Origin of the sequence: Microbacterium sp. CFBP 8801 (genome assembly GCF_014839455.1) — a bacterium.
Taxonomy (GTDB): Bacteria; Actinomycetota; Actinomycetes; order Actinomycetales; family Microbacteriaceae; genus Microbacterium.
On the sequence record NZ_JACYNU010000021.1, the window covers coordinates 1 to 22,200 of the forward strand.

Genomic DNA, 22,200 nt, shown 5'->3' on the forward strand with positions numbered 1-22,200 from the left:
CCGCCGCCGGAACGAGGCGCACCGCACCGGGCTGCAGCCGCCGCATCACCGGAACCGTGCACAGGAAGGCGCCGCCGAAGACCGCCACGAGAAGCGTCGGCACGATGGTGACGGCCGAAGGCTGCGCCCACAGCGTGTACATCGTCGGCACGATCCAGGCGAGAGACATGCCCGCGCCGATGAACCACCCGCGGTTCGACATGGCGAAGCCGGCACCCGCGGAGGGTGCCGACCCGGCGGCGGGGGCGGCCTGCTCGTTCATCACGTTCACCATAGGACGCCCCCGTCGCTCACCCGCGCCGCGTATCGCGACGGAAGAAGGCGACCGTGCCCGTGACGAACACCGCGAGCCAGACGACCGCATTGATCAGGGCGCCGATGTCGAAGGCATCCCCCGTCAGCGGTGACCGCGCCAGCTCACCGATGCCGTACACGGGCGTCAGCTTGCCGATGACCTGCAGGAAGTCCGGCATGTTCGACAGCGGGAAGAACAGGCCGCCCAGGAACGACAGCAGAACGACGACCAGGCTCGTGATCTGCGCGACGTTCTCACCGGGCACCATGTAGCCGACCATGAGCCCGAGGGTCGTGAAGACCGCACCGGCGAGCAGCCACGCGGCCAGGCCCGACACGATCCACTGGGATGCCGACAACTCGACGCCCGAGAACATGGCCACGATGTAGGTCGCGACCATGGCGACGAGACCGAACATCATGCCCGCGATCGTCTTCACGGCGACATTGACGACAGGGTTCAGCGGCGTGAGGCGCAGCTGCCGCGTCCACCCCTGCGCGCGTTCGGCGGCGACCGACGCCCCGGTCTGGGTCGCCGACATCATCGCTCCGTACATCGCCATCGACACCATGATGTACGCGGCCACCGACACTCCCCCGGATGCCACGGGCGTCGCCGTCAGTGGTTCGTCGAGCAGCTGATACCCGACGATGAAGAACATCAGCACCGGGAACGCCACGGTGAAGAACAACCCGCGCGGGTTGCGGATCTTGCGCATCAGCTCGAGGCGCAGATAGGTGAGCGTGAACCCGCCGAGGGCGGGCACCGGTCGGTCGAGGGTGATGGCGGTCATCGGACTGCTCCGTTCAGGGCGGGTTCCGTAGCGTCGGCGGTGAGGGCGAGGAAGACGCTCTCGAGGTTCTGCGCGGTGATCTCGAGATCCCGCGCGGGGGTGGCGGTCAGCAGGTGTCGAGCGAGCTCGTCGGAATCACGCGTGCGGATCGTGACGCGCTCGCCGGCGGCCTCGACCGAATCGACGCCCGGAATCGACGCGAGCGCCGTGAGGTCGGCATCCGGGAGCGTCATCTGGACGACCCGACCCGAGACGAGGTTCTTGATCTCGGCGGTGCTCCCGTCGGCGACGATCCGGCCGCGGCTCATCAGAACGATGCGATCGGCGTATTCGTCGGCCTCGTCGAGGTAGTGCGTGGCGAACATGACGGTGCGTCCGCGGGCGGCATCCGCCCGGATCGCACTCCAGAACGAGCGGCGCGCCTCGACGTCCATGCCGGTGGTCGGTTCGTCGAGGATCAACAGCGCGGGGTCGCTCACGAGGGCCATCGCGAAACGGAGCCGCTGCTGCTCGCCCCCGGAGCACAGGCCCACGCGACGGTTCGCCAGACCCTGGATGCCGGCCCGCTCGAGGGCTTCGTCGACGGGACGCTTCTCGGCGAACAGGCTGGCCGTGAGGGCCACCGTCTCGCGGACAGTGATGTCTTTGAGGAGGCCACCGGTCTGCAGCACGGCCGAGACCAGGCCGCGGGCGACGGCGCCGCGGGGAGTGTGTCCGAACACCTGGATGGAGCCGGCGTCGGGGTTCGTGAGGCCGAGGATCATGTCGATCGTCGTGGTCTTACCCGCGCCGTTCGGGCCGAGGAAGGCCACGATCTCGCCCGGACGGACGGTGAGGTCGACGCCGCGAACGGCGTGGACGGAGCCGAAGCTCTTGACGACGCCCCGCGCGTCGATCGCGACGGGGGTGGGGGTGGAGGAGGTCATGTGTTCATGCTGGGCGCGCACGACGGCCGGCACGGGGGGCGTGGGTCACGTCGTGGGGGTGACGTTCGTCATGGGTCGGGGTGGATGGGTGAAGTTCGAGCCGGCTTGGATGTATACATGCACATCTGAGTTAGCGTTCCCGTGTTCGACTCACGACATTTGGAGGACCACATGGACGTTCGCGACCGACGGTCGGGTCGTTTCCTGCTCGCGACGGTGGCGATGGCCGCCACGGTCGTTGCGGGGACCGTTGTTCAGCCCCACGACGCAGCGCGCGCCGCAGATCCGCTCAGCGCAGAGACGGTCACGACGCAGGAAGTCGTCGACGCCCTCGACAGTGTGCCGGGAGGGCTGGTGCACGACGCTGTCACCGCGCCTTCCCCGGTCGCCGGAGGACCCGATGGTCCGTCATCCGCGCCGCTTGCCCTTGACATCCCGACCGATGCGTCCCGGGGAGTCGGCATGACCGCGGGCGACTTCAGCCTCGTCATCGAACTCCCCTACGCGGACGAGGCGAGCACGACGGCGCACACGACTGAGGGGGCTGTCGTGTACCCCTCCGAGGGTGACAGTGCCAACGCTGTCGTTCCCGTTCGGGGTGGAGTGCAGCTGCTCTCGGTGATCGAGAACCGGGACGCCCCGGAGACGTACTCCTACCCCCTCACTCTGCCCGCGGGGCATTCCCTCGAGGCGGGTCCCGACGGCGGCGCCCAGGTGGTCGACGCGCAGGGGACCGTCAAGGTGACCTTCGAGCCCGCCTGGGCGAAGGATGCCGCCGGGGTGAGCGTTCCCACGCACTACACCGTTGAGAAGAACACTCTGACTCAGGTCGTGGAGCACCGCGAGGCCACCGGAGTCGCCTATCCGATCGTCGCCGATCCTCTGCCCGTCATCCTGATCGTCGTGACGGCCGCCGCGGCGATCGTCGTCACCGCTCTCGCTCTGGGAGTCGCCACCTGGATCGTCGTGAGCTGGTGGAACCTCTGCCGCTCGCGGGGCCAGTATCCGCAGCTGTCGACGCGTGACGGCTTCACGGCGCGATGCGTGCGCTGAGTCGAGCGCTGGGTGCCGACCGACTGTTCGTGATGGCCTGTTCGTTCTCCATCGCGGTCGGTGTCACCATCATCGGGGCCCTCGTGCTGACGACCTGCGCGCTCATTCAGACCACCACCATTCAGATCCCATTCGTCGCGGTGTTCCACGGATTCCTCGGCGAGGGGGGAATCAACGCCGTCACGGTGAATGGGTCGTGGGGTGGAGTGTTCGGAGTGGTGCTCCTCCTCGCGGCACCTCTCTGTGCGGTGGCCATCACTTACCGCGGTGGCGATCACTGATCCGTCTTCGGAATCGCCCAGGGACACCGCCCGTCCCGATTCGGCGCTCCCGCGACGAGCGCGGGCGAACCTTTCCCCGTGAGGGGTGGATCTGTGGATAACTCCCGAGGCGACTTCTCAGACCTCAGTACCGTGCGAGGATGCAGAAATTCACGGTCGAGCCAGAGGCACTGCGCCGTGCGGCGTACGCGGTCGACGCCGCGGGCGACCACGCAGGGGCGCAGACGTCGTTGACGCCGACGCGCAACCTGGGGCACGCGCGGCTGAGTGCGGCGGCCGAGGAGTTACTGCAGAGTCTGACGGGCGGTTGGACGGAGGCCACGGCGCATATCGACGCCGTGGCGGCGAGTCTGCGCGCCACCGCGCAGATCTACGAGCGAGCCGATGCCGAGGGCGAACGAGACGCTCGCACCATCGGCGCGCAGCGATGAGTGCCCTGGGCGCGACGACGCTGGCCTCTGAGCTGGTTCCCGGCTCCGTCCAGGCGGCCTACGAACTCGCGCGTCTCGGCGGGCAGCGATCTTCGGTCGCCGATGACATCTCTCACTCCCTTCGGCGACAGCACGAGATCGACGGATGGACGGGGAGCGCCTCCGACGCGTACGGCGCGCGGATCAACCTCATCGCGCGGCGATGGGAGCTGATCGGTGAGGCGCTGGAGGCTCTGGTCGAACCGATGCAGACGTATGGCCGCGCATTGTCGCGCGCCCAGGGGCTGGCTCAGGATGCCATCGAGGCATGGGCCTACGCCTCATCGCTGCCGACCGACGGTGGCGAGCTACCCGCATTCCGTTCCTTCGCGAGCGGATGGCCGCTGGCCATCTCGGACGGACGCCATCAGGGCGCAGCGCCGAGTTCCCGCGCTGAGGCCTTGCGCCGGGCCGAAGCGATGCTCGCCGACGCGTGCGCCGACGTGCTCGCCGCGGGTGACATCGCCGCGGCCGCGGTGCGTGCATTGATCGAGCCGCTCCGCGCGCGAGGCGAGGTCTGGGTCTCGATCGGTGAGGGCCTCGGGCGCACCGCGGTGCCGTCGGCGCACGTGCTGTCGGTCATGTCCGCGCTCGATCCGTCTGCCCTGACCGCTCTGCTGCGGGCACGGCCCGACCTGGTGGTGAGGCTCGCACAGGCCGACCCTGCGGCCATCGCGCCGTGGTGGCGCGATCTCGACCCCGACGTGCGCGAGGTGCTCATCACCGAAGCACCCGGGGTGATCGGGAACCTGGGCGGCGTCGCGTACGCGTCTCGGGACCGCGCGAATCGCATCGTGCTCGCGCAAGCGCTTCAGGATGCCAGGAACAGCCCCTGGGATCAGTCCGATCAGGTCGCTGCGCTGGAGGCACTGGAGAGAGCTGCCACGGGCAATACCCTCGCCTCGCTCGTGCTCGATCGGCCCCCGTTGGCGCAGGTGGCGGTGGGCGATCTGGATCGGGCTCGTCATATTTCGGTGATCGTGCCGGGGATGGGGACGACGGTCGGGGGTGACATGGAGGCGTACGCGGAGGTCGCTGATGCCCTCGCCGGGCAGCAAGCTCGCCTATCCGGCGTCGGTCGCGATGATCTTGGCGTGATTGCCTGGATCGGGTATCACCCACCCATGCCGGATAGCCACGCGTTAGAAATGATCTCCGATGACCGAGCCTCAGTCGGAGCCCGCAGTCTCGCGTACGACTTGGAATCGCTTCGAGTTACAGCTGGCAACGGTTCTCTGGTGGAACTCTCCGTCATTGCGCATTCCTACGGAACTGACGTCGCCACCCTCGCGCTCCAGCAAGCGGAGGCGGATCACCTCGTGATGCTCGGCTCCGCTGGAATTTCTGGCGAAGTCGGCGATGCCTCCACACTGAATGTCCCCGAGGGGCAGGTTTTCTCATCGCAATCGAGGCGTGACGAGTGGGCCCCGATCGGCCAGGTCTTATCCGGACGCACAGACCCGACGAGTGGCGGGTTCGGAGCCTCGGTGTTCTCGTCGGAGTCCGCAGTCGTCGAAGGGAAGGAGCTTCTTGCGGTGTCCAAGCATGGGCCGATCGGGGCGGAGACGGCGGCGGACGCCAGCTACTTCACGTCGAACACCACCTCGATGTACAACACGGCGCTCGCAACGATGGGCAACGACGAGCGTCTCGTTCTGGGTGGCACCGCCGAGGATCGCGCGGTGAGAAATGGAAAGAAATGGGGTGAGAACGAACTGTGAGACGACGGTTGAAAGTCACGATCGTTCTCCTGGCGTGCATCGCACTTACGGGCTGCTCGCCCACGAATCAATCTGAGGGAGAAGCCATGACCGTCGACGATGTTCTGTCTCATGGGAATGACCTATACGCCGCTGTGCGAGGTGTCGTGGGTGAGGACGGGTGGTCGACAGATGAAAAATGGCTATCTTGCGGGATTGCTGATGGGCAGACAATGGTTAAATTGCGTCTCGATTCGAGGCTCGCGGCGGATTTTCCCGGACGACCTCAAGACTTGATCGAGCTTGTTCGCGGGCGATGGTCGACCTTGGGTGTCGACGCGGCCACGGCAGTCAACCGCGATCTTGATCCCGTCCGATACATACTTTCCGACCCGCCCTTTCTGCAGGGAGTGAGGGAGGACGGTTCCATTTCGAGTCTCTGGCTCGGAACCGGGATCGCCAACTTTGGCTATGTCAGCCCCTGCGTCCCTGGTGACGTGTTTCTGCTGAACGGCGTGACACGTTCCTCTCTTTCCCACACGTCGTTGGGCACGACGCACTGAGAGGACCGAACGAACTTCAGGGTGTCCTCCGGTGACGCTCCGCACCCGCGATGTCCGAGCCTCGGGTTAGCCTGACCACATGTCGGGCAAGGTCTACGTCATCCATGAGAACCCCCAGTGGCTCCCGCCGTTCGAGGCGGCGTTCACCGCCGAGGGGGTGCCGTTCGAGGAGTGGTTGCTCACCGATGGGTCGATCGACCTGTCGGTCGAACCGCCCGAGGGCATTTTCTGGTCGCGTCTGAGTGCCTCGGCGCATACGCGTGACCACGCGCACAGCAAGGAGTTCGGTCGTGCCGTGCTGCGCTGGCTGGCGTCGTGGGGGCGCACCGTCATCAACGGCGCCGACGTGCTGGAGCTCGAGGTCAGCAAGGTCGCTCAGCATGCGGCTCTGCGTCACGCCGGTATCGATGTGCCGCGCACCGTCGCGGTGTTCGGCGTCGACGATCTCGCCGCGAAGGCCGAGCAGTTCGGGGTGCCGTTCATCAGCAAGCACAACCAGGGCGGCAAGGGCCTCGGCGTACGCCGCTGGGACTCCGTGGCCGAGTTCTCGGAATGGGTCTCCTCCCCCGACTTCGAACCGTCGCCCGACGGCATCACGCTGCTGCAAGAACTTCTGGTCGCGAAGGCGCCGTTCATCACCCGCGCGGAGTTCGTGGCGGGTGAGTTCGTCTACGCCGTTCGAGTCGACACGAGCGCGGGCAGCTTCGAGCTCTGCCCGGCCGAGGCCTGCGCGGTTCCCGGAGCCGATGGCGTCGAGCCCGAGCCGCTCTTTCGCCTCCGCGGTGACGTCGACCAGGCACTCATCGACCGTTACCTGGCCTTCCTCGCCGCCGAGGGGGTCGGCATCGCCGGGATCGAGTTCATCGAGACCCGTGACGGACGCACCGTCACCTACGACGTGAACACCAACACCAACTACAACCCCGATGTCGAGGCGACCGCGCCGCGCTCCGGACCGCGTGACATCGCGCGCTGGCTGGGCTCGCTTCTCCCCCAAGAGGCGGTGGGTGCTCGTGGCTGAGGCCGCCCCGCCGCATACCGAGTGGCAGGGCTTCGGGTTCGCGACGCGTCAGGTGCACGCCGGCGAGGTCGAAGACCTCACGCACGGCTCGCGCATCACCCCGGTGCACCTGTCGGCGGCGTACCGTTTCACCTCGTTCCAAGAGGCCACCGATCGATTCGGCGGCGCCGACCTGGGGCACCTGTACTCGCGAAACCTGAACCCGACTAACCAGGTCGCCGAAGCACGACTGGCGTCGCTCGAAGGCGGGGCCGGCACGATCGTCGTCGGCTCCGGCCAGGCAGCCATCACCATGGCCCTGCTGGGTCTCGCCGGCAGCGGCGAGCACCTCGTGTCGACCGCGAGCATCTACAGCGGAACCCGAGTGCTATTCGACCGCACCTTCGCGCGCATGGGTGTCACCGTCGACTACGTCTGGGACCCCAGCGACGAGCGCGAGTGGGACTCCCTCATTCGGCCCGAGACCAAAGCGATCTTCACCGAGACGTTGCCGAACCCGAAGAACGACGTCGTCGACATCGACGCCGTCGCCCGAGTGGCACGAAGACACGGCATCCCCCTCGTCGTGGACAACACGATCGCGACCCCCTTCCTGATCCGTCCCATCGAGAATGGAGCCGACATCGTCGTGCATTCCGCGACGAAGTTCCTCTCGGGTCACGGCGCCAATCTCGCGGGCGCCGTCGTCGACGGCGGAACGTTCGACTGGGCGGCATCCGATCGCCCGTATCCCGGCCTCACCGAGACGCCGATCGCAGAACACGCCTCGTTCGTCGACGCGTTCGGCCCTCGCGCGTTCGAGTTCTTCCTGCGGTTCGGCATCGCCAACGACACCGGTCCCGCCCTGTCGCCGCTCAACGGCTTCCTTCTGCAGCAGGGCATGGAGACGTTGTCGGTGCGCATGCGCCAACACCTCTCCAGCGCACACACGATCGCGACGTGGCTCGAGCAGCACGATGGCGTCGAGAGCGTCGACTACGCCGGACTCCCGTCGCACCCGCAGCACGCGCTCGCCGTCCGCGACTACGGCGGCCTCTCGGGGTCGGTCTTCTCGTTCACCGTGGCTGGCGGTCGCGACGGCGCCGAGCGATTCTTTGACGCGCTGCGCCTGTTCAGCCGCATGACGAACATCGGCGACACCCGCTCGATGGCGCTGCATCCCGCGACCACGACCCACCTCGGCTTCACGCAAGCGACGCGCGACCGCCTCGGCATCGGCGACGGTCTCGTGCGTCTGTCGATCGGCCTCGAGGATGCCGAAGACCTCATCGCCGACCTGGATCAGGCGCTTCGCGCGGTCTGACGCCGGCTGCGTCGCCTGGCGGGCCGATCCGTCAGCCTCCGGCTTCGTTGAACTCAGCGGCCTGCCGCCGACGCCGCACTCCCCCGCCCCCCGTTGAGTGTCCAAGACACGCCGCAGCCCACCCCGACTGAGCGGCGTGTTCTGGACACTCAACACTGGGGAAGCGCACGTAGAGCGCGCGGCGCGTTCGGAACCCTCGCCAGGGGAGACGCGCTCAGCGCGGCGGCGGCGCGATCAGGCGTCGCGGAGAGCCTCGAGGCGCCGCACGCGCGGGATGACGTCGGCGGCGAAACGTTGCAGTTCGGGCAGGTGCGGCGAGAACTGCAGCAGCAGGGTCGAGACGCCGACGTTCGCGAACTCGACGATCCGGTCGGCGACCTGATCGGGCGTGCCGATGAGGTTGGGCCGCAGGCCGCGGTTCGACACCGAGTACTCCTTGAGATCGACCGGGGTGTCGAGCTTCGACTTGCTCACGAAGTCCTGGTACGAGCCGTAGGCCGCTCCCCCGCGCACGTCGGTGATGCGGTCGATCTCGGCCTGGGCCTCGTCGTCGGTGTCGCGGACGACCGCGTACGCGGCCATGCCGAACGCCTCGAACGGCGAGGCGCCGGCCTCGGAGCGCCGACGGCGCATGTCGGCCACCTTCGTCGACAGCTCCTCGAGCGTGCCGCCGTGCGTCAGGTACGCGTCGGCGAAGCGCGTGATCGCGGTGCGACCGGCCTCGCTCTCGCCCCCGGCGTACAGGCGCGGAAGCACCTGCGGCTTCGGTTCGGTGTACGTGCCCTCGGTGCGGTAGTACTCGCCCTCGTAGGCGAAGGGGGTCTGCGTCCACAGGCCCCGCAGCACCTCGACCCACTCGATCGTGCGGGCGTAGCGGTCGTCGTGCGCGCTGAACAGGCCGTCGTACTGCTTGGCCTCTTCGGCCCACCAGGCCGACACGACGTTCAGCGTGAAGCGCCCCCCGCTGATCTCGTCGATGGTCGCCGCCTGCTTCGCGGTGTGGAACGGGTTGTGAAACCCCGGGCGTACGGCCGTCATGAGCTCGAGACGAGACGTCACCGCGGCCAGACCGGCGGTCACCGCCCACGCGTCGAGCGACGGGGCTTCGACGCCCTTGATGTCGTTCAGGTTGAGCTCGGGAATGAGCGTCAGGTCGAAGCCGCCCTCTTCGGCGACGCGGGCGATCTCGGCGATGTGGGCGAACGACACGGGCGTCTGCTCGTCGTCGACGTTGCGCAACCACCCGCCGAAGATCGGGGTCCAGTAGCCGAATCGCACGCGCTGGGGGGAGGTCATTGGTCCATCCTCACCCGTTCCCAGACGCCCGGGGTCACGGGGCGAAACGGGCCGTCACATGACGTTGACCCGAAGCCGACCCGGTGCGACGGTGGCCGTGTTCCGATCCGCGAGGAGGATTCCATGACCGACATCTCCCCCACCCACGAGCCCCTGAAGTTCGCCTACTGGGTTCCCAACGTCAGTGGCGGACTGGTCATCAGCTCGATCGAGCAGCGCACCGACTGGAGTTACGACTACAACGTGAAGCTGGCGCAGACGGCCGAGCGCGTCGGCTTCGAGTACGCGCTGAGCCAGGTGCGGTACGCCTCCAGCTACGGCGCGGCCCAGCAGCACGAGTCCACCTCGATCAGCCTCGCGCTGCTGCTGAACACCGAGCGACTCAAGGTCATCTCGGCGATCCACCCGGGGATCTGGCATCCGGCGGTTCTCGCGAAGTTCATCAACACCGCCGACCAGTTCTCGCACGGGCGGGCCGCGGTGAACGTGGTCAGCGGATGGTTCAAAGACGAGTACACCGACCTGGGTCTGGAATGGCTGGAACACGATGAGCGGTACGAGCGGGCCGCCGAATTCATCCAGGTGCTGCGGGGCCTCTGGACACAGGAGAAGTTCTCGTTCCACGGCAAGTACTACGACATCACCGACTTCACGCTGCGTCCGTTCCCGTACGAGGTGCCGGGGCGCCCCCACCCCGAGATCTTCCAGGGCGGGAACAGCACCGCCGCGCGATTCAATGGCGGCGCCTTCTCGGACTGGTACTTCTCGAACGGCAAGGACTTCGACGGCTTCACCGAGCAGTACGACGACGTCACGCGCGTCGCCGCCGAGCACGGGCGCCGCACGCGCTTCGGTTTGAACGGCTTCGTCATCCAGCGCGACAGCCGTGCCGCGGCCGAGGCGCAGCTGCGCGACATCATCGAGCACGCCGACGACAGCGCGGTGCAGGGATTCCGTCGGAGCGTGCAAGAAGCCGGTGCCGCCACGAAAGACGGCAAGGGCATGTGGGCCGACTCGTCGCTCGACGACCTCGTGCAGTACAACGACGGTTTCCGCACGAAATTGTTCGGCGACGCGCAGCAGATCGCGGAACGGATCATCGAATACAAGAAGCGCGGTGTCGATCTGTTCCTGCTGGGCTTCCTGCATTTCCAGGAGGAGCTCGAGCACTTCGGTGAGACGGTGATCCCGATCGTGCGCGAACTCGAGGCCGATCTCGCGCGCACCGGGGACGCGATCGCGGTACCGGCCCGCTGACCGGAGGCCCCGCTTAGGCTCGAAGAATGGCGCGAATCAGCGGGGTGCCCGAGAGCACGCGGGGCGGCGCGCGGCTGGGGTTCTTCACCCGACTTCTGGATGCCGGAACCGACGGCCAGCGGTATCGCGCGGCGCTCGAACAGGTGCGTGCGGCCGAAAGGCTCGGCTTCGCGTCGTTGTGGGTCGCCCAGCATCACTTCGACCGCGACGAGGGGGGACTGCCGTCGCCCTTCCCGTTCCTGGCGGCGGCCGCCGTGCAGACCGACCACGTCGCCCTGGGAACCGGCATCGTGACGCTGCCCATCGACGACCCGGTGCGCGTGGCCGAGGATGCCGCGTTCGTCGACGCCCTGAGCGCAGGGCGCGTGCAGCTCGGCATCGGTACCGGTGGCACTCCCTCGTCGTTCGCCGCGTTCCGCCGCTCGTCCGACGACCGGCGTGAGATCCAGGCCGAGCACGTCTCGGTACTCCGCGACGCCTTCGCGGGGCGCGGGATCCGCGACACGGAGCTGCGGCTCAACCCCCCGGCTCCCCACCTGGGCTCACGCCTCTGGCAGGCGACCTTCTCGGTCGACGGCGGGCGTCGCGCCGGGCGGGAGGGCGACGGTCTTCTGCTCTCGCGCACGCAGCCGCGAGAACCCGGGCAGACGCTGCACGATGTCCAGCTGCCGGTCATCGAGGCCTACCTCGCGGCGTTGCCGTCGGGGGTCGAGCCCCGCATCCTCGCCTCGCGCACGGCGGTGGTGGTCGACGCTGCCGACCTCGACGAGACCTGGCGCGTAGCTGAGCGCGGCATCCGGCGCCTCACCCGCACCTTCCTTCGACGCGACGACTCGGGCGATCTGCGAGATCTCGCGCGTGCTTCCGACACCCACCTCGGCACCGTCGACGAGGTCGTGGCCTCACTGACCGCCGACCTCACCCTGGCCCGCGCGACAGATGTGGCGTTCCAGGTGCATTCCGTCGACCCCGCGCACGAGGTGACGCTGCGCTCGCTGGAGTTAATGGCCACGGAGGTGGCCCCCCGCATCGGCCTGCGCACCGGGGCCGAGGCAGCCGGTGAGCTCCGGAATCTTGGGGGCCGATAGCGACGTATGACGTCAGAGGCATACATTCCTCGGTCGGAATGTGATCACCCCGACCCCGTCAACGCAGGAAGTCGGAGACGAGGGTGAACACCCACCAGCCGCCGATGGCGACCGCGACGACGACGGTGACCCACGAGAACCGGCGTTTCAACCGTCGACCAGGCACGGCGACGCCCCGGGGTGGGGGAGTGAGCAGCGGAGCGGCCGGATACGACACTCCGGCGTCGACCGAAACCGTGGGCACCCCCGACGAGGCTGCGGTCGACAGCCGCTCATCGCGCCAGCGCGCCCACTGCGCGAGTTTGTCATCGATCGCGTCGACGGTCACGAACAACCATTCCCAGACGGCGGGGTCGAGCGTCGACAGCTCGCGCCGCGAGTAGAGGAACAGCCAGTCATCGACGATCTCGACGTCGAGGGCGGCGGCGCTGTCGATGAAGCGCGCCATCACGTCGGGCGTGAAGAGGTACAGCGCGTCCCGCTCGTACCCCTCCGGGCAGTACAGCGCGAAGTGCCTGTCGAAATCGCCCTCGAGACTGAGCCGCTGGCGTGGGCCGAACGAGACGGGCAGATTGGTTCCCCCGAAGAGGCCGTTGTTGCCCACGGCATCCAGCACGATGTGCGGAAGAGGGGTGTCGAGGCGGAGGGCGACGAACCCCCACCGGTGCGTCTGCTTGTTCTTGCCCGACCCGGTCTCGTACGAGAAGTTGCCGATCTCCACGGCCCGCGGACGTTCTCCGCGCACGAGATCGCTGGTCTCGCGAGAGTGACCGAGGCCGAAGATCATGCCGGGAAGCGGGGGGTTGGCGAACCCCGGATGCCAGGTCATCCCGTTGGCGCGCGCGAAGCGATCCAGGCGGTATCGGCGTACGGCCGCTCCCCCGAGGCCGCGGATGATCGCCACACCCGTGAAGACGGAGACGGCCAGGAAGAAGGCCAGGACCAGCAGGGAGATCGGGCCGGAGCCGTCGCGTGCGAAGAACGACGCGACGATCGCGCCGAAGACCGGCACAGCCACGAGCAGGAACGCGGCGCCCACGATCACCAGCACGACGATCGACACGAGTCGACCGCTCAGTCGGCCCTCGCGTCGAAGCTGCGCGCTGAACGCGCGCGCCGTCGCGCGGTCGACGGGCTCGGTGAGCGGCGCGGGGTCGAACGGTGCGTTGCGGGTCATCGTGATCGCCTCCCTTCGTCGACGGTATTCACAGCGACAGCACGAGCAGGAGAGGCACGAGCAGCATCACCAGGCCCAGGGCGAGTGCCCCGCCCACGATCACCAGCACGACGACCCACGGATTGCTGCGACGAAGTCGCCTGCCCGCCGGTGCCACGCCCCGCGGGTGCGGCTGGAGCAGGCCGGCAGGCACGACGGGTGCGCCCCCGGATGCCGCTCCCCCGGCGTGGGCGACGGGGACCGGAGTCGGCGCGGGCACGGCGGTCACGCGGTCGTCACGCCACCGCTCCCACTGCTCGAGCTTGTCGAGCAGCGCGGAGATCACCGAGAACTCCCACGCCCAGCGCCCAGGATCGACGCTCGACAACTCCTCGCGGGAGTAGAGGAACAACCAGTCGTCGACGATCTCGACGTCGAGCACCGCGGCGTTGTCGATGAACCGGGCCATGACGTCGGGGGTGAAGAGGTACAGCGCGTCGCGTTCGTAACCCTCGGGGCAGAACAGGCGGAAATGGCGGTCGAAGTCTCCCTCGAGGCTGAGCCGTTGGCCTCGCACCCACGACGCCGGAAGGTTCGACCCGAACGCGCCGTCGTTCGCCGTGGCATCGAGGACGATGTGGGGGAGCGGCGTGCCGAGGCGGATGGCGATGTAGCCCCACCGCACGGTGGTGCTGCTCTTGCCGTTGCTCACGACGTACGAGTGGTTGCCGATCTCGACGAAGCGCGGCTGCCGGCCCCGCACCACATCGGCCGCCGTGCGAGCGCTGCCGAGCGAGAAGATCACCCCGGGAAGCGGGGGCGCCGGCACCGCGGGGATGTACTCCATGCCCACGTCGCGGGCGAACCCGGCGATCCGCCACCGGCGGTCTTCCTGCGCCCGCACGCCGCGCTGAGCGACGAGGATGCCGGCGATCAGGGCGCCGAGTCCCAGCAGCACGGGCACGACGAAGAGGAACCCGACGACGATCGCGCCCTCGTGCAGCACCGAGGCGAAGACCGCGACCAAGAACGCGAAGAACACGCCCATTCCGGCGATCATCGCGAACGCGATCGTGTACGCGACCACCGCGACGGCACCGTTGCCCGACGGCAGGCGCCCCTCGGCGCGCAGCCGTGCGGTGAAGGCGCGCGCGCCCGCGCGATCCTCGGGTATCAGGAGTGCCCTCGCGTCGAACGGTCGTATCCCTGTCATGCGGCCCCCCGCCGTCGGTGTGCTCCACGCTACCGATCGCCGATTCCCCGGGGGAGCCGGCATCCGTTAGACTACGAAGGTTGTCCGGTCACGCCCATGCGCGTATAAGGCCGCGGCAACGTGCACCACACCCTCCTGCTGCCGGGAAATGCCCGTCAGCCGTTCTAGTCCGAAGGAGGTGGGTTAGTGACGCACCAGTACGAACTCATGGTCATCTTCGATCCCGAGGTCGACGAGCGCCAGGTCGCTCCGAAGCTCGACGGATTCCTCAAGGTCATCACGGCCGATGGGGGAACCATCGACAAGATCGACATCTGGGGCCGCCGTCGTCTCGCCTACGAGATCCGCAAGAAGAACGAGGGCATCTACGCCGTCGTCAACTTCGTCGCGACCAGCGCTGCCACGAACGAGCTCGACCGTCAGCTGAAGCTGAACGAGCAGATCATGCGCACCAAGGTCCTGCGGGCTGAAGAGGCCATCGCTCAGGTTGCCGCCGAAGCCAAGCGCTCCGAGGAGAAGGCTGCTCGCAAGGCCGCCGCTCCCCGCAAGGTCGAGTCCGCCGAGAAGGCTGCGAAGTAACGACGATGGCCGGCGAAACCGTCATCACCGTTGTGGGCAACCTCACGGCCGACCCCGAACTGCGTTACACGCAGAACGGTCTTCCGGTCGCGAACTTCACCATCGCGTCGACTCCCCGCACGTTCGACCGTCAGGCGAACGAGTGGAAAGACGGCGAGGCGCTGTTCCTGCGTGCCTCGGTGTGGCGCGAATTCGCCGAGCACGTCGCCGGTTCGCTGACGAAGGGTTCCCGTGTCATCGCGACCGGTCGCCTCAAGCAGCGTTCATACCAGGACCGCGAGGGCAACAACCGCACCTCCATCGAACTCGAAGTCGATGAGATCGGACCCTCGCTCCGCTACGCGACCGCTCAGGTCACCCGTGCCGCGTCCAGCGGTGGTGGCGGCGGTGGCGGTGGCGGACAGCGCCCGCAGGTGCAGCAGTCGGCTGATGAGCCGTGGTCGACCCCCGGGTCGAACAACGGCGGCAACAGCGGCGGCGGCGCCGACGCGTGGAGCACTCCCGGTTCCTACGGAGACGACACACCGTTCTGATCTTCGCCGCGCTCTCGAGCGTGACGATCCCTGAAATTCCGGATGCCATTCGCCGGTCCGCGTGACCGAGCAGGCATCCGAACCACACGAAAGAAGGAAGCATGGCTGGAAAGGCCACTGGCGACCGCCGCAAGCCGCGGAAGGGCGCGAAGAACGCAGCCCCCGCGAAGGCGATTCGCGTCGGCGTCATCGATTACAAGGACGTCCCCACCCTCCGCAAGTTCATCTCGGAGCGCGGGAAGATCCGTGCCCGTCGTATCACCGGTGTCTCCGTGCAGGAGCAGCGCCTGATCGCCCGCGCCATCAAGAACGCGCGCGAGATGGCTCTTCTGCCCTACGCCGGCGCCGGCCGCTAAGGAGCACCCGATGGCAAAGCTGATTCTCACGAATGAGGTCACCGGGCTCGGTAGCGCCGGTGACGTTGTCGAGGTCAAGAACGGGTACGCCCGTAACTACCTCATCCCCCAGGGTTTCGCCGTCGCGTGGTCGCGCGGTGGCGAGAAGCAGGTCTCGTCGATCCGTGCCGCTCGCGAGAGCCGCGCGATCCACGATCACGAAGACGCTGTGGCCCTGAAGAACACGCTCGAGTCGAACACCGTCAAGCTGGCCGTCAAGGCCGGTAACGAGGGTCGCCTCTTCGGTTCGGTCAAGACGGGCGACGTCGCCGACGCCGTCAAGGCCGCCGGTCTCGGCGAGCTCGACAAGCGCAAGATCCAGATCACCTCGGCGATCAAGTCGGTCGGCGAGCACGAGGCGACCGTTCGCCTGCGTGACGATGTCACCGCCGTGATCACCCTCCAGGTGGTTGCCGCGAAGTAATTCGCGACGCACGAATCGGTCCCGCTCCTGCTTCGGCAGGGCGGGGCCTTTTCGTGTCCTGCGGCGGGCCCGTCATACTCGACGGCGGGCTCGAACGGCTCGTCCACCGGGACGGCTCCCGGGCCGCGCCAGGGGAGGACCCCGTGACCGTCGAGGGGACCGGTGCCGCCGAGCCTAGGCTGAGAGCCGTGACCGACCCCCGCGCACCCGAGCGCATCGTCCGCCGCTTCGCGCGCGCCTCGAACCTCATGATCGCCGGCCGCCCCTTCGCGGTGCGCGGCGAGGGCTCCGCCGACCTGCACGCTCTGCTCGCCCGGCTGGGTGGCATCCCGAGCCCGTCGCCGGCGCCCGGTCGCGTCGAGTTCGATCTGGATGCCGACACCACCACGCTCGACGGAGTGCCCCTTCCCGAGCGCGGCGACGCCGCCGGCCGCATCGCCTTCGCGCGCACCCACATGCCCGTCGCCGCCGCTCTCGCGGAGCGCCTCGACCTGACCGGCCTGCGGGTGGGCGTGGCGATGGTGCTCGAGCCCAAGACCGCCGTGCTGTCGCTGCTGCTGCGCGAGCGGGGCGCCGAGGTGTCGGTCTACGCGCATCCCGACGAGACCGATGTCGCGGTCGCCGACGAGCTGCGCGCGCGGGGCTTCGCCGTGACCGCCGATCCCGCCCTGGCCGGAGCCGAGGAACGCGCCGCCGCCCTCGGCTTTCTGCGTGCGGGTCTCGACGTGCTGCTCGACGACGGTGCGCACCTGGTGCGCCTGGCCCACGAGGACGATCCCGCGCTCGTCGACGGCTGGATCGGTGCGTGCGAAGAGACGACGAGCGGGCTGACGCCGCTGCGTCGGATGCACGATGCCGGCCTGCTGCGCTGCGCCGTGATGGCCGTCAACGACGCCCGCACCAAGACGATGTTCGACAACCGCTACGGCACCGGGCAATCGTGCGTGTTCGCGATCGCCGATCTTCTGGAGGAGCGGGGGATCGCGCTGACCGACCAGCCCGCGCTGGTGCTCGGCTACGGTCCGGTGGGTCGGGGCGTCGCGGCGCACCTGCGTGCCCTCGGTGCCGAGGTGCGGATCGCCGAGACCGATCCCGTCCGGGCCCTCGAGGCGCGGCACGACGGCTTCGCCACGAGGGCGGCGCGCGAGCTGGCGTCCGGAGCCCTGGTGGTGTCGGCGACCGGTGTTCCGGCGACCGTGACCCCCGAGATCGCCGCGGGGGCGCGGATCATCGCCGTCGCCGGGGGAGTGCCGGGCGAGGTGTCCGACGCGGGAGCCGCCCTGCTGCTCGGCGGCGGGGGAGCGGTGAACATCACGGCGGCCGAGGGTAACCCCATCGAGATCATGGACCTGTCCTTCGCCGTGCAGCTCGCCGCCCTCGGTGAACTGCTGTCGCGTCGCCCCGCCCCCGGGGCGCACGCGCTCGACGCCGGCGTCGACGACCTCGTGGCGCGCACGGCGCTGGTCGTGCGCGGGGTCGACCTCGACGCCCCTCGCGCCCTCGATGCCGACTGCCTCGACGACTGGCGTTCCCCGCGCTACCGGGGCGGTGCCGCATGAACGTCGTGCTGTATTCGGCATCCCTCGTTCTGCCCATCACGGCCCCGCCGATTCCGGGCGGGGCGATCGCGGTGGCGGGTGGGCGCATCCGGCACGTGGGAGACCGCGAATGGGTGCGGCACGAGCTGCGCGCGCGAGGGGTGGCCTTCGACGAGGTGCACTGGCCGGGGGTGCTCACCCCGGGCCTGGTGAACGCCCACTCGCACCTGCAGTACACGGGCATGGCCGAGGTCGGGCGCGGCTCCTACGCGGGCTTCGACGACTGGGACGAGGCGTTCACGCCCGTCTACCGCGAGGGTCACGACTGGGCGGCGGATGCCAGAACCGGCGCGCTCGCCATGATCGCCGCGGGGACCACGGCGGTGGCCGACATCGTCACCGACGTCGAGGCGGCCTCGGCGCTGCACGATGCGCGGCTGCACGGCATCACCTACTGGGAGGTGATGAGCTGGACCAACGCGGCGTGGGCGCAACGCGGCCGCGCCGAGGTGGAGGCACGGCTCGACGCGCTGCCCGGCCCTCCCGGTACGGGGCTGTCGCCGCACGCGCCGTACTCGCTCGACGTGGAGCCGCTGCTCGAGATCCCCGACATCGTGCGCGAGCGGGGGAGTCGCCTGCACCTGCACCTGGGTGAGGCGGCGTTCGAGCGCGAGCACGGCGAGGCCGTGCCGTGGCAGGTGCATCGGCCGTCGAGCTTCCGGGCGCTGCGCGACGAGGGCTTCGGCACCGGGGCGACGGAATTCGTCGACGAGCTGGGCGTTCTGGGGCCGGACTGCCACATCGCGCACGGGGTGTACATGACCGCCCGCGACCGGGCGATCCTGCGCGCCCGCGGCACGACGGTGGCGCTCTGCCCGCGCTCCAACGCCGTCATCGGGCTCGACGAGCCGCCCGTGGCCGCCTACCTCGTCGAGGGCAATGCGCTGGCCGTGGGCACCGACTCCCTGGCATCCAGTCCCTCCCTCGACCTGCTCGCCGACGTGTCGGCCCTGCATCGCCTCGCGCGGACCCAGGGATACGTCAATCGCGACCTGTCGGAGTTGCTGCTGCGCGCGGCGACGCTGGGCGGGGCGCACGCGATGGGCCTCGACACCGGACCCGCCCGCACGGGGTACCTCGCCGTGGGCGCCGTCGCCGACCTGGCGTTCTTCGACGTCGCGGTGTCGGACGTCGATGACACCATCGAGCATCTCGCGGTGGACGGCGCGGGTTCCGCGGCCGCCACCTTCATCGACGGCGAGGCCCGGTGGGTCTCGGCCGGCTTCACCCGAGAGACCGGAGTCCTCACATGACCGATCGCCCCGCCACCGCCGTCCTGCTCGATCTCGAGCCCCACGCCGAGGGTGGCTGGTTCCGCCGCATGTGGACCGGCGGCTATGCGGTCGAGACGCCGGCGGGCGAGCGGCCCGCGGCCACCTGCATCCACTACCTGCTCACCCCCGGCGAAGAGAGCGCGTGGCACGTCGTGGCGAGTGACGAGGTGTGGCTCTGGCACGGCCCCGGAACGCTCGAGCTGTCACTGGGCGGCGACGGCGCCGAACCGGGGGAGGCGCGCACCGTGACGCTCGGTCCCGACCTCGCCGCGGGCCACGTGCTGCAGCACACCGTGCCCGCCGGGGTATGGCAGTCCGCTCGGCTGGCGGGGGAGTCCGAGGTCGTCGTCAGCTGCCTCGTGTCGCCAGGTTTCAGCTTCGAGGATTGGCGCCTCGCCCCGTGATTTAGGCTGTGCACATCACAGCACTCCGGGGATGACCCCGATACGTCCACGAGGAGACATCGTGACCACTTTCGCACGCCTGCGCCGCGCCGCCGCCCTGACCGCCGTGGCCACCGCCACGGTCGTCTCGCTCACCGCCTGCGCCTTCGCCCCCACCGGTTCCGACGCCGGCGCCGCCTCCGCTTCCGAGGGGGCGCTGCAGACCGTCACCGCCGGCAAGCTCACCATCGCCACGGGCGAGCCGGCGTTCTCGCCGTGGGTCGAGAACGACGACCCCGCGTCGTGCGAGGGCTTCGAGGCCGCCGTCTCGTGCGCCGTCGCCGAGAAGCTCGGCTTCGCGACGAGCGACGTGGTGTGGGTGCGCTCTAACTTCGACAGCGCCATCGCTCCCGGCCCGAAGGACTGGGACATGAACGTGCAGCAGTTCTCGATCACCGACGAGCGCAAAGAGGCCGTCGACTTCTCGTCGCCGTACTACACGACCACGCAGGCCGTCGTGACGACCGGTGCCTCGCCCGTGACCGGTGCGACGAGCGTCGCCGAGCTCAAGAGCGTGCCCGTGGGCGTCATGAGCGCCACGACGAGCTACCAGGTGGCCGCCGACCAGCTCGGCACCACGAACCTCAGCGTCTTCAACTCGAACGACGACGCCGTCGCCGCCCTGCAGTCGGGCCAGGTCGACGCGATCGTCGTCGACCTGCCGACCGCGTTCTACCTCGCCGGTGCCGTGCTCGACGACGGCAAGGTCGTCGGTCAGCTGCCCGACTCGTCGGCCGGCGGAGACGAGCTCGCCTACGTGCTGCCCAAGGACTCGGCGCTGACCACCCCGGTCACCGAGGCGGTCGACGCCCTGCGCGCCGACGGCACGCTCGACGAGCTGCAGCAGAAGTGGCTCGGTGGCACGGCCGCCGCGCCCGTGCTCAAGTAACCACGGTGGCCACCCCCGCACCCGGCGGCGTGTGGAGCCCGAGCGAGCTCGAACTCGCCCGGCGCTCCACACGGCGTCAGCAGTCGACCAGGTCGGTGCTGATCGCGCTGATCAGCTCGGTCGTGTTCGTGGTCGTCGTCGGCTGGGCGATCCTGTCGAGCCCCGGCTGGGAAGACGTGCAGCGGAGCTTCTTCAACGTCGACGTCGCGCTGGCGAGCTTCCCGTCGGTGCTCGCGGGGCTGTGGGTCAACATCCAGGTGCTGATCGTCGCGGCCATCTCGGTCGCGATCCTCGGCACCACCCTGGCCGTGCTGCGCTCGCTGCGGGGCCCGGTGTTCTTCCCGCTCCGTGCCCTCGCCACGGTGTACACAGATCTTTTCCGCGGCATTCCGCTGCTGATCGTGCTGTACCTGGTCGGCTTCGGCCTGCCCGCCCTCGGCGTCTTCGGTCGCGTGCCGGTGGTGCTGTGGGGCACGGTGGCCATCGTGCTGACGTACTCGGCCTACATCGCCGAGGTGCTCCGCGCCGGTATGGAGGCCGTGCACCCCTCGCAGCGCGTCGCCGCGCGCTCGCTGGGACTGACCCACGGACAGACGCTGCGCATCGTCGTCATCCCCCAGGGCGTGCGCAAGGTCGTCCCCGCCCTGATGAACGACTTCGTGTCGATGCAGAAAGACGTGGGTCTCATCTCGGTTCTGGGAGCGGTGGATGCCGTGCGCGCGGCGCAGATCGCCGCGGCACAGTCGTACAACTTCACGCCCTACATCGTGGCGGCGCTGCTGTTCGTGGCCATGGCCCTGCCGATGATCCGCCTCACCGACTACGTCTCGGCGCGACTGGCCCGCCGCGAGCAGATGGGTGGCGTCGTATGAGCGTCCTCGACGTCAAGAACGTGCGCAAGGCCTTCGGTGAGCACGTCGTGCTCGACGGCATCGACCTGTCGATCGACCAGCACGAGGTCGTCGTGCTCATCGGCGCCTCGGGGTCGGGCAAGTCGACCCTGCTGCGCACCATCAACCTCATCGAGCGCGTCGACGACGGCCAGATCCTGCTGAACGGCGACGATCTGACCGATCCGACCGTCGATCAGGATGCCGCTCGGGCCCGCATCGGCGTGGTCTTCCAGCACTTCAACCTCTTCCCGCACCTGCGGGTCATCGACAACGTCACCCTCGCGGCGCGCAAGGTGCACCGCGCGAGCAAGAGCGAGGCGTACGCGCGCGGGACCGAGCTGCTCGAGCAGTTGGGGTTGGGGGCGAAGGCCCGGGAATTCCCCGACCGCCTCTCGGGTGGTCAGCAGCAGCGCGTGGCCATCGTGCGTGCCGTCATGACCGACCCCGAGCTGCTTCTGCTCGACGAGATCACCTCGGCGCTCGACCCGCAGCTCGTCGGCGAGGTGCTCGACCTGGTGCGCGTGCTGCGCGATCGCGGGTCGACCATGCTCATGGCGACGCACGAGATGTCGTTCGCCCGCGAGGTGGCCGACCGCATCGTGTTCATGAAGGGCGGGCGGATCGTCGAGCAGGGCACTCCGGCCCAGATCCTCGACACTCCGCAGCACCTCGACACCATCGCGTTCCTCGAGCGCGAACGTCGCGGCGGGGCGCTCTGACGACGATTGTTCCGACCCCGTGCTCGTGGTCGTCGGGG

At 68.9% G+C, this 22,200-nt stretch carries 24 protein-coding genes and 1 pseudogene; 19 read left to right on the top strand and 6 right to left on the bottom strand.

Going from position 1 to position 22,200, the window contains the following annotated elements:
* From IFR11_RS14900 to IFR11_RS14910, 3 genes and pseudogenes are all read right to left on the bottom strand, one after another.
* A pseudogene (locus IFR11_RS14900) lies at positions 1 to 262 on the bottom strand (hypothetical protein); the annotation flags it as partial.
* A gap of 28 nt (positions 263 to 290) precedes the next feature.
* Complete coding sequence (locus tag IFR11_RS14905) at positions 291 to 1,088, bottom strand: ABC transporter permease (RefSeq protein WP_191916676.1); 798 nt, start codon at positions 1,086 to 1,088, stop codon at positions 291 to 293.
* Positions 1,085 to 2,014, bottom strand: a complete 930-nt coding sequence (locus tag IFR11_RS14910) for an ABC transporter ATP-binding protein (protein ID WP_191916677.1) — start codon at positions 2,012 to 2,014, stop codon at positions 1,085 to 1,087. The genes IFR11_RS14905 and IFR11_RS14910 overlap by 4 nt, the downstream gene beginning before the upstream one ends.
* 462 nt (positions 2,015 to 2,476) lie before the next feature.
* Between IFR11_RS14910 and IFR11_RS14915 the strand changes: the two genes are divergently transcribed.
* The 7 genes from IFR11_RS14915 (at position 2,477) to IFR11_RS14945 (ending at position 8,405) form a co-directional block, all read left to right on the top strand.
* Positions 2,477 to 3,067: a hypothetical protein gene (locus tag IFR11_RS14915; RefSeq protein ID WP_206755310.1), complete on the top strand. Its 591-nt coding sequence runs from the start codon at positions 2,477 to 2,479 to the stop codon at positions 3,065 to 3,067.
* A complete protein-coding gene (locus IFR11_RS14920; protein ID WP_192040424.1) occupies positions 3,055 to 3,348 on the top strand; it encodes a hypothetical protein in 294 nt (97 codons plus the stop codon). The genes IFR11_RS14915 and IFR11_RS14920 overlap by 13 nt, the downstream gene beginning before the upstream one ends.
* Positions 3,349 to 3,488: 140 nt before the next feature.
* Positions 3,489 to 3,779 carry a type VII secretion target gene (locus IFR11_RS14925; RefSeq protein ID WP_191916680.1) on the top strand — a complete coding sequence of 97 codons (291 nt, stop codon included), beginning with the start codon at positions 3,489 to 3,491 and terminating at the stop codon, positions 3,777 to 3,779.
* Positions 3,776 to 5,539 carry an alpha/beta hydrolase gene (locus tag IFR11_RS14930; RefSeq protein WP_191916681.1) on the top strand — a complete coding sequence of 588 codons (1,764 nt, stop codon included), beginning with the start codon at positions 3,776 to 3,778 and terminating at the stop codon, positions 5,537 to 5,539. The genes IFR11_RS14925 and IFR11_RS14930 overlap by 4 nt, the downstream gene beginning before the upstream one ends.
* 86 nt (positions 5,540 to 5,625) lie before the next feature.
* Positions 5,626 to 6,081 (top strand): hypothetical protein, encoded by a 456-nt coding sequence (locus IFR11_RS14935; RefSeq protein ID WP_191916682.1) that lies wholly within the window; start codon positions 5,626 to 5,628, stop codon positions 6,079 to 6,081.
* Positions 6,082 to 6,160: 79 nt separating this feature from the next.
* Positions 6,161 to 7,102, top strand: a complete 942-nt coding sequence (locus IFR11_RS14940; RefSeq protein WP_191916683.1) for an ATP-grasp domain-containing protein — start codon at positions 6,161 to 6,163, stop codon at positions 7,100 to 7,102.
* Positions 7,095 to 8,405 carry a PLP-dependent transferase gene (locus IFR11_RS14945; RefSeq protein ID WP_191916697.1) on the top strand — a complete coding sequence of 437 codons (1,311 nt, stop codon included), beginning with the start codon at positions 7,095 to 7,097 and terminating at the stop codon, positions 8,403 to 8,405. The genes IFR11_RS14940 and IFR11_RS14945 overlap by 8 nt, the downstream gene beginning before the upstream one ends.
* 234 nt (positions 8,406 to 8,639) lie before the next feature.
* On the opposite strand, the gene IFR11_RS14950 is transcribed toward IFR11_RS14945, so the two are convergent.
* Positions 8,640 to 9,701 carry an LLM class flavin-dependent oxidoreductase gene (locus IFR11_RS14950; RefSeq protein WP_197978731.1) on the bottom strand — a complete coding sequence of 354 codons (1,062 nt, stop codon included), beginning with the start codon at positions 9,699 to 9,701 and terminating at the stop codon, positions 8,640 to 8,642.
* A gap of 123 nt (positions 9,702 to 9,824) precedes the next feature.
* On the opposite strand from IFR11_RS14950, the gene sfnG reads away from it, so the two are divergent.
* Together sfnG and IFR11_RS14960 are read left to right on the top strand one after the other, a co-directional pair.
* Positions 9,825 to 10,958, top strand: a complete 1,134-nt coding sequence (gene sfnG / locus IFR11_RS14955) for a dimethylsulfone monooxygenase SfnG (RefSeq protein ID WP_055935160.1) — start codon at positions 9,825 to 9,827, stop codon at positions 10,956 to 10,958.
* Between the two features lie 26 nt (positions 10,959 to 10,984).
* Entirely contained in the window at positions 10,985 to 12,046 is a 1,062-nt protein-coding gene (locus tag IFR11_RS14960; RefSeq protein WP_191916684.1) for a putative FMN-dependent luciferase-like monooxygenase, read from the top strand.
* Between the two features lie 58 nt (positions 12,047 to 12,104).
* Here IFR11_RS14960 and IFR11_RS14965 read toward each other — a convergent pair whose 3' ends face one another.
* Positions 12,105 to 13,223: a hypothetical protein gene (locus IFR11_RS14965; RefSeq protein ID WP_191916685.1), complete on the bottom strand. Its 1,119-nt coding sequence runs from the start codon at positions 13,221 to 13,223 to the stop codon at positions 12,105 to 12,107.
* A gap of 28 nt (positions 13,224 to 13,251) precedes the next feature.
* Positions 13,252 to 14,415, bottom strand: a complete 1,164-nt coding sequence (locus tag IFR11_RS14970) for a hypothetical protein (RefSeq protein WP_191916686.1) — start codon at positions 14,413 to 14,415, stop codon at positions 13,252 to 13,254.
* A 186-nt stretch (positions 14,416 to 14,601) separates the two neighbouring features.
* Here IFR11_RS14970 and rpsF point away from each other — a divergent pair, with 186 nt between their 5' ends.
* From rpsF to IFR11_RS15020, 10 genes are all read left to right on the top strand, one after another.
* Positions 14,602 to 14,994 carry a 30S ribosomal protein S6 gene (gene rpsF / locus IFR11_RS14975; protein WP_055832381.1) on the top strand — a complete coding sequence of 131 codons (393 nt, stop codon included), beginning with the start codon at positions 14,602 to 14,604 and terminating at the stop codon, positions 14,992 to 14,994.
* 5 nt (positions 14,995 to 14,999) lie between these two features.
* A complete protein-coding gene (locus IFR11_RS14980) occupies positions 15,000 to 15,527 on the top strand; it encodes a single-stranded DNA-binding protein (protein ID WP_055832383.1) in 528 nt (175 codons plus the stop codon).
* A 101-nt stretch (positions 15,528 to 15,628) separates the two neighbouring features.
* Positions 15,629 to 15,883 carry a 30S ribosomal protein S18 gene (gene rpsR / locus IFR11_RS14985; RefSeq protein WP_055832386.1) on the top strand — a complete coding sequence of 85 codons (255 nt, stop codon included), beginning with the start codon at positions 15,629 to 15,631 and terminating at the stop codon, positions 15,881 to 15,883.
* A gap of 10 nt (positions 15,884 to 15,893) precedes the next feature.
* Positions 15,894 to 16,346 (top strand): 50S ribosomal protein L9, encoded by a 453-nt coding sequence (rplI, locus tag IFR11_RS14990; RefSeq protein WP_055832388.1) that lies wholly within the window; start codon positions 15,894 to 15,896, stop codon positions 16,344 to 16,346.
* Positions 16,347 to 16,534: 188 nt separating this feature from the next.
* On the top strand, positions 16,535 to 17,905 hold the full coding sequence (locus IFR11_RS16430; RefSeq protein WP_191916687.1) for an adenosylhomocysteinase: 1,371 nt from the start codon (positions 16,535 to 16,537) through the stop codon (positions 17,903 to 17,905).
* Positions 17,902 to 19,197, top strand: a complete 1,296-nt coding sequence (locus tag IFR11_RS15000) for an amidohydrolase family protein (RefSeq protein WP_191916688.1) — start codon at positions 17,902 to 17,904, stop codon at positions 19,195 to 19,197. Before IFR11_RS16430 ends, IFR11_RS15000 begins: the two co-directional genes overlap by 4 nt.
* Positions 19,194 to 19,622, top strand: a complete 429-nt coding sequence (locus IFR11_RS15005) for a cupin domain-containing protein (protein ID WP_191916689.1) — start codon at positions 19,194 to 19,196, stop codon at positions 19,620 to 19,622. The genes IFR11_RS15000 and IFR11_RS15005 overlap by 4 nt, the downstream gene beginning before the upstream one ends.
* Before the next feature lie 61 nt (positions 19,623 to 19,683).
* On the top strand, positions 19,684 to 20,550 hold the full coding sequence (locus tag IFR11_RS15010) for an ABC transporter substrate-binding protein (RefSeq protein ID WP_342030311.1): 867 nt from the start codon (positions 19,684 to 19,686) through the stop codon (positions 20,548 to 20,550).
* A gap of 5 nt (positions 20,551 to 20,555) precedes the next feature.
* Positions 20,556 to 21,422 (top strand): ABC transporter permease subunit, encoded by an 867-nt coding sequence (locus IFR11_RS15015; protein WP_191916691.1) that lies wholly within the window; start codon positions 20,556 to 20,558, stop codon positions 21,420 to 21,422.
* The gene (locus IFR11_RS15020) at positions 21,419 to 22,162 is read left to right on the top strand and encodes an amino acid ABC transporter ATP-binding protein (protein ID WP_191916692.1); all 744 of its coding nucleotides are present in this window, start codon (positions 21,419 to 21,421) and stop codon (positions 22,160 to 22,162) included. Before IFR11_RS15015 ends, IFR11_RS15020 begins: the two co-directional genes overlap by 4 nt.
* The last annotated feature ends 38 nt before the right edge of the window (positions 22,163 to 22,200 follow it).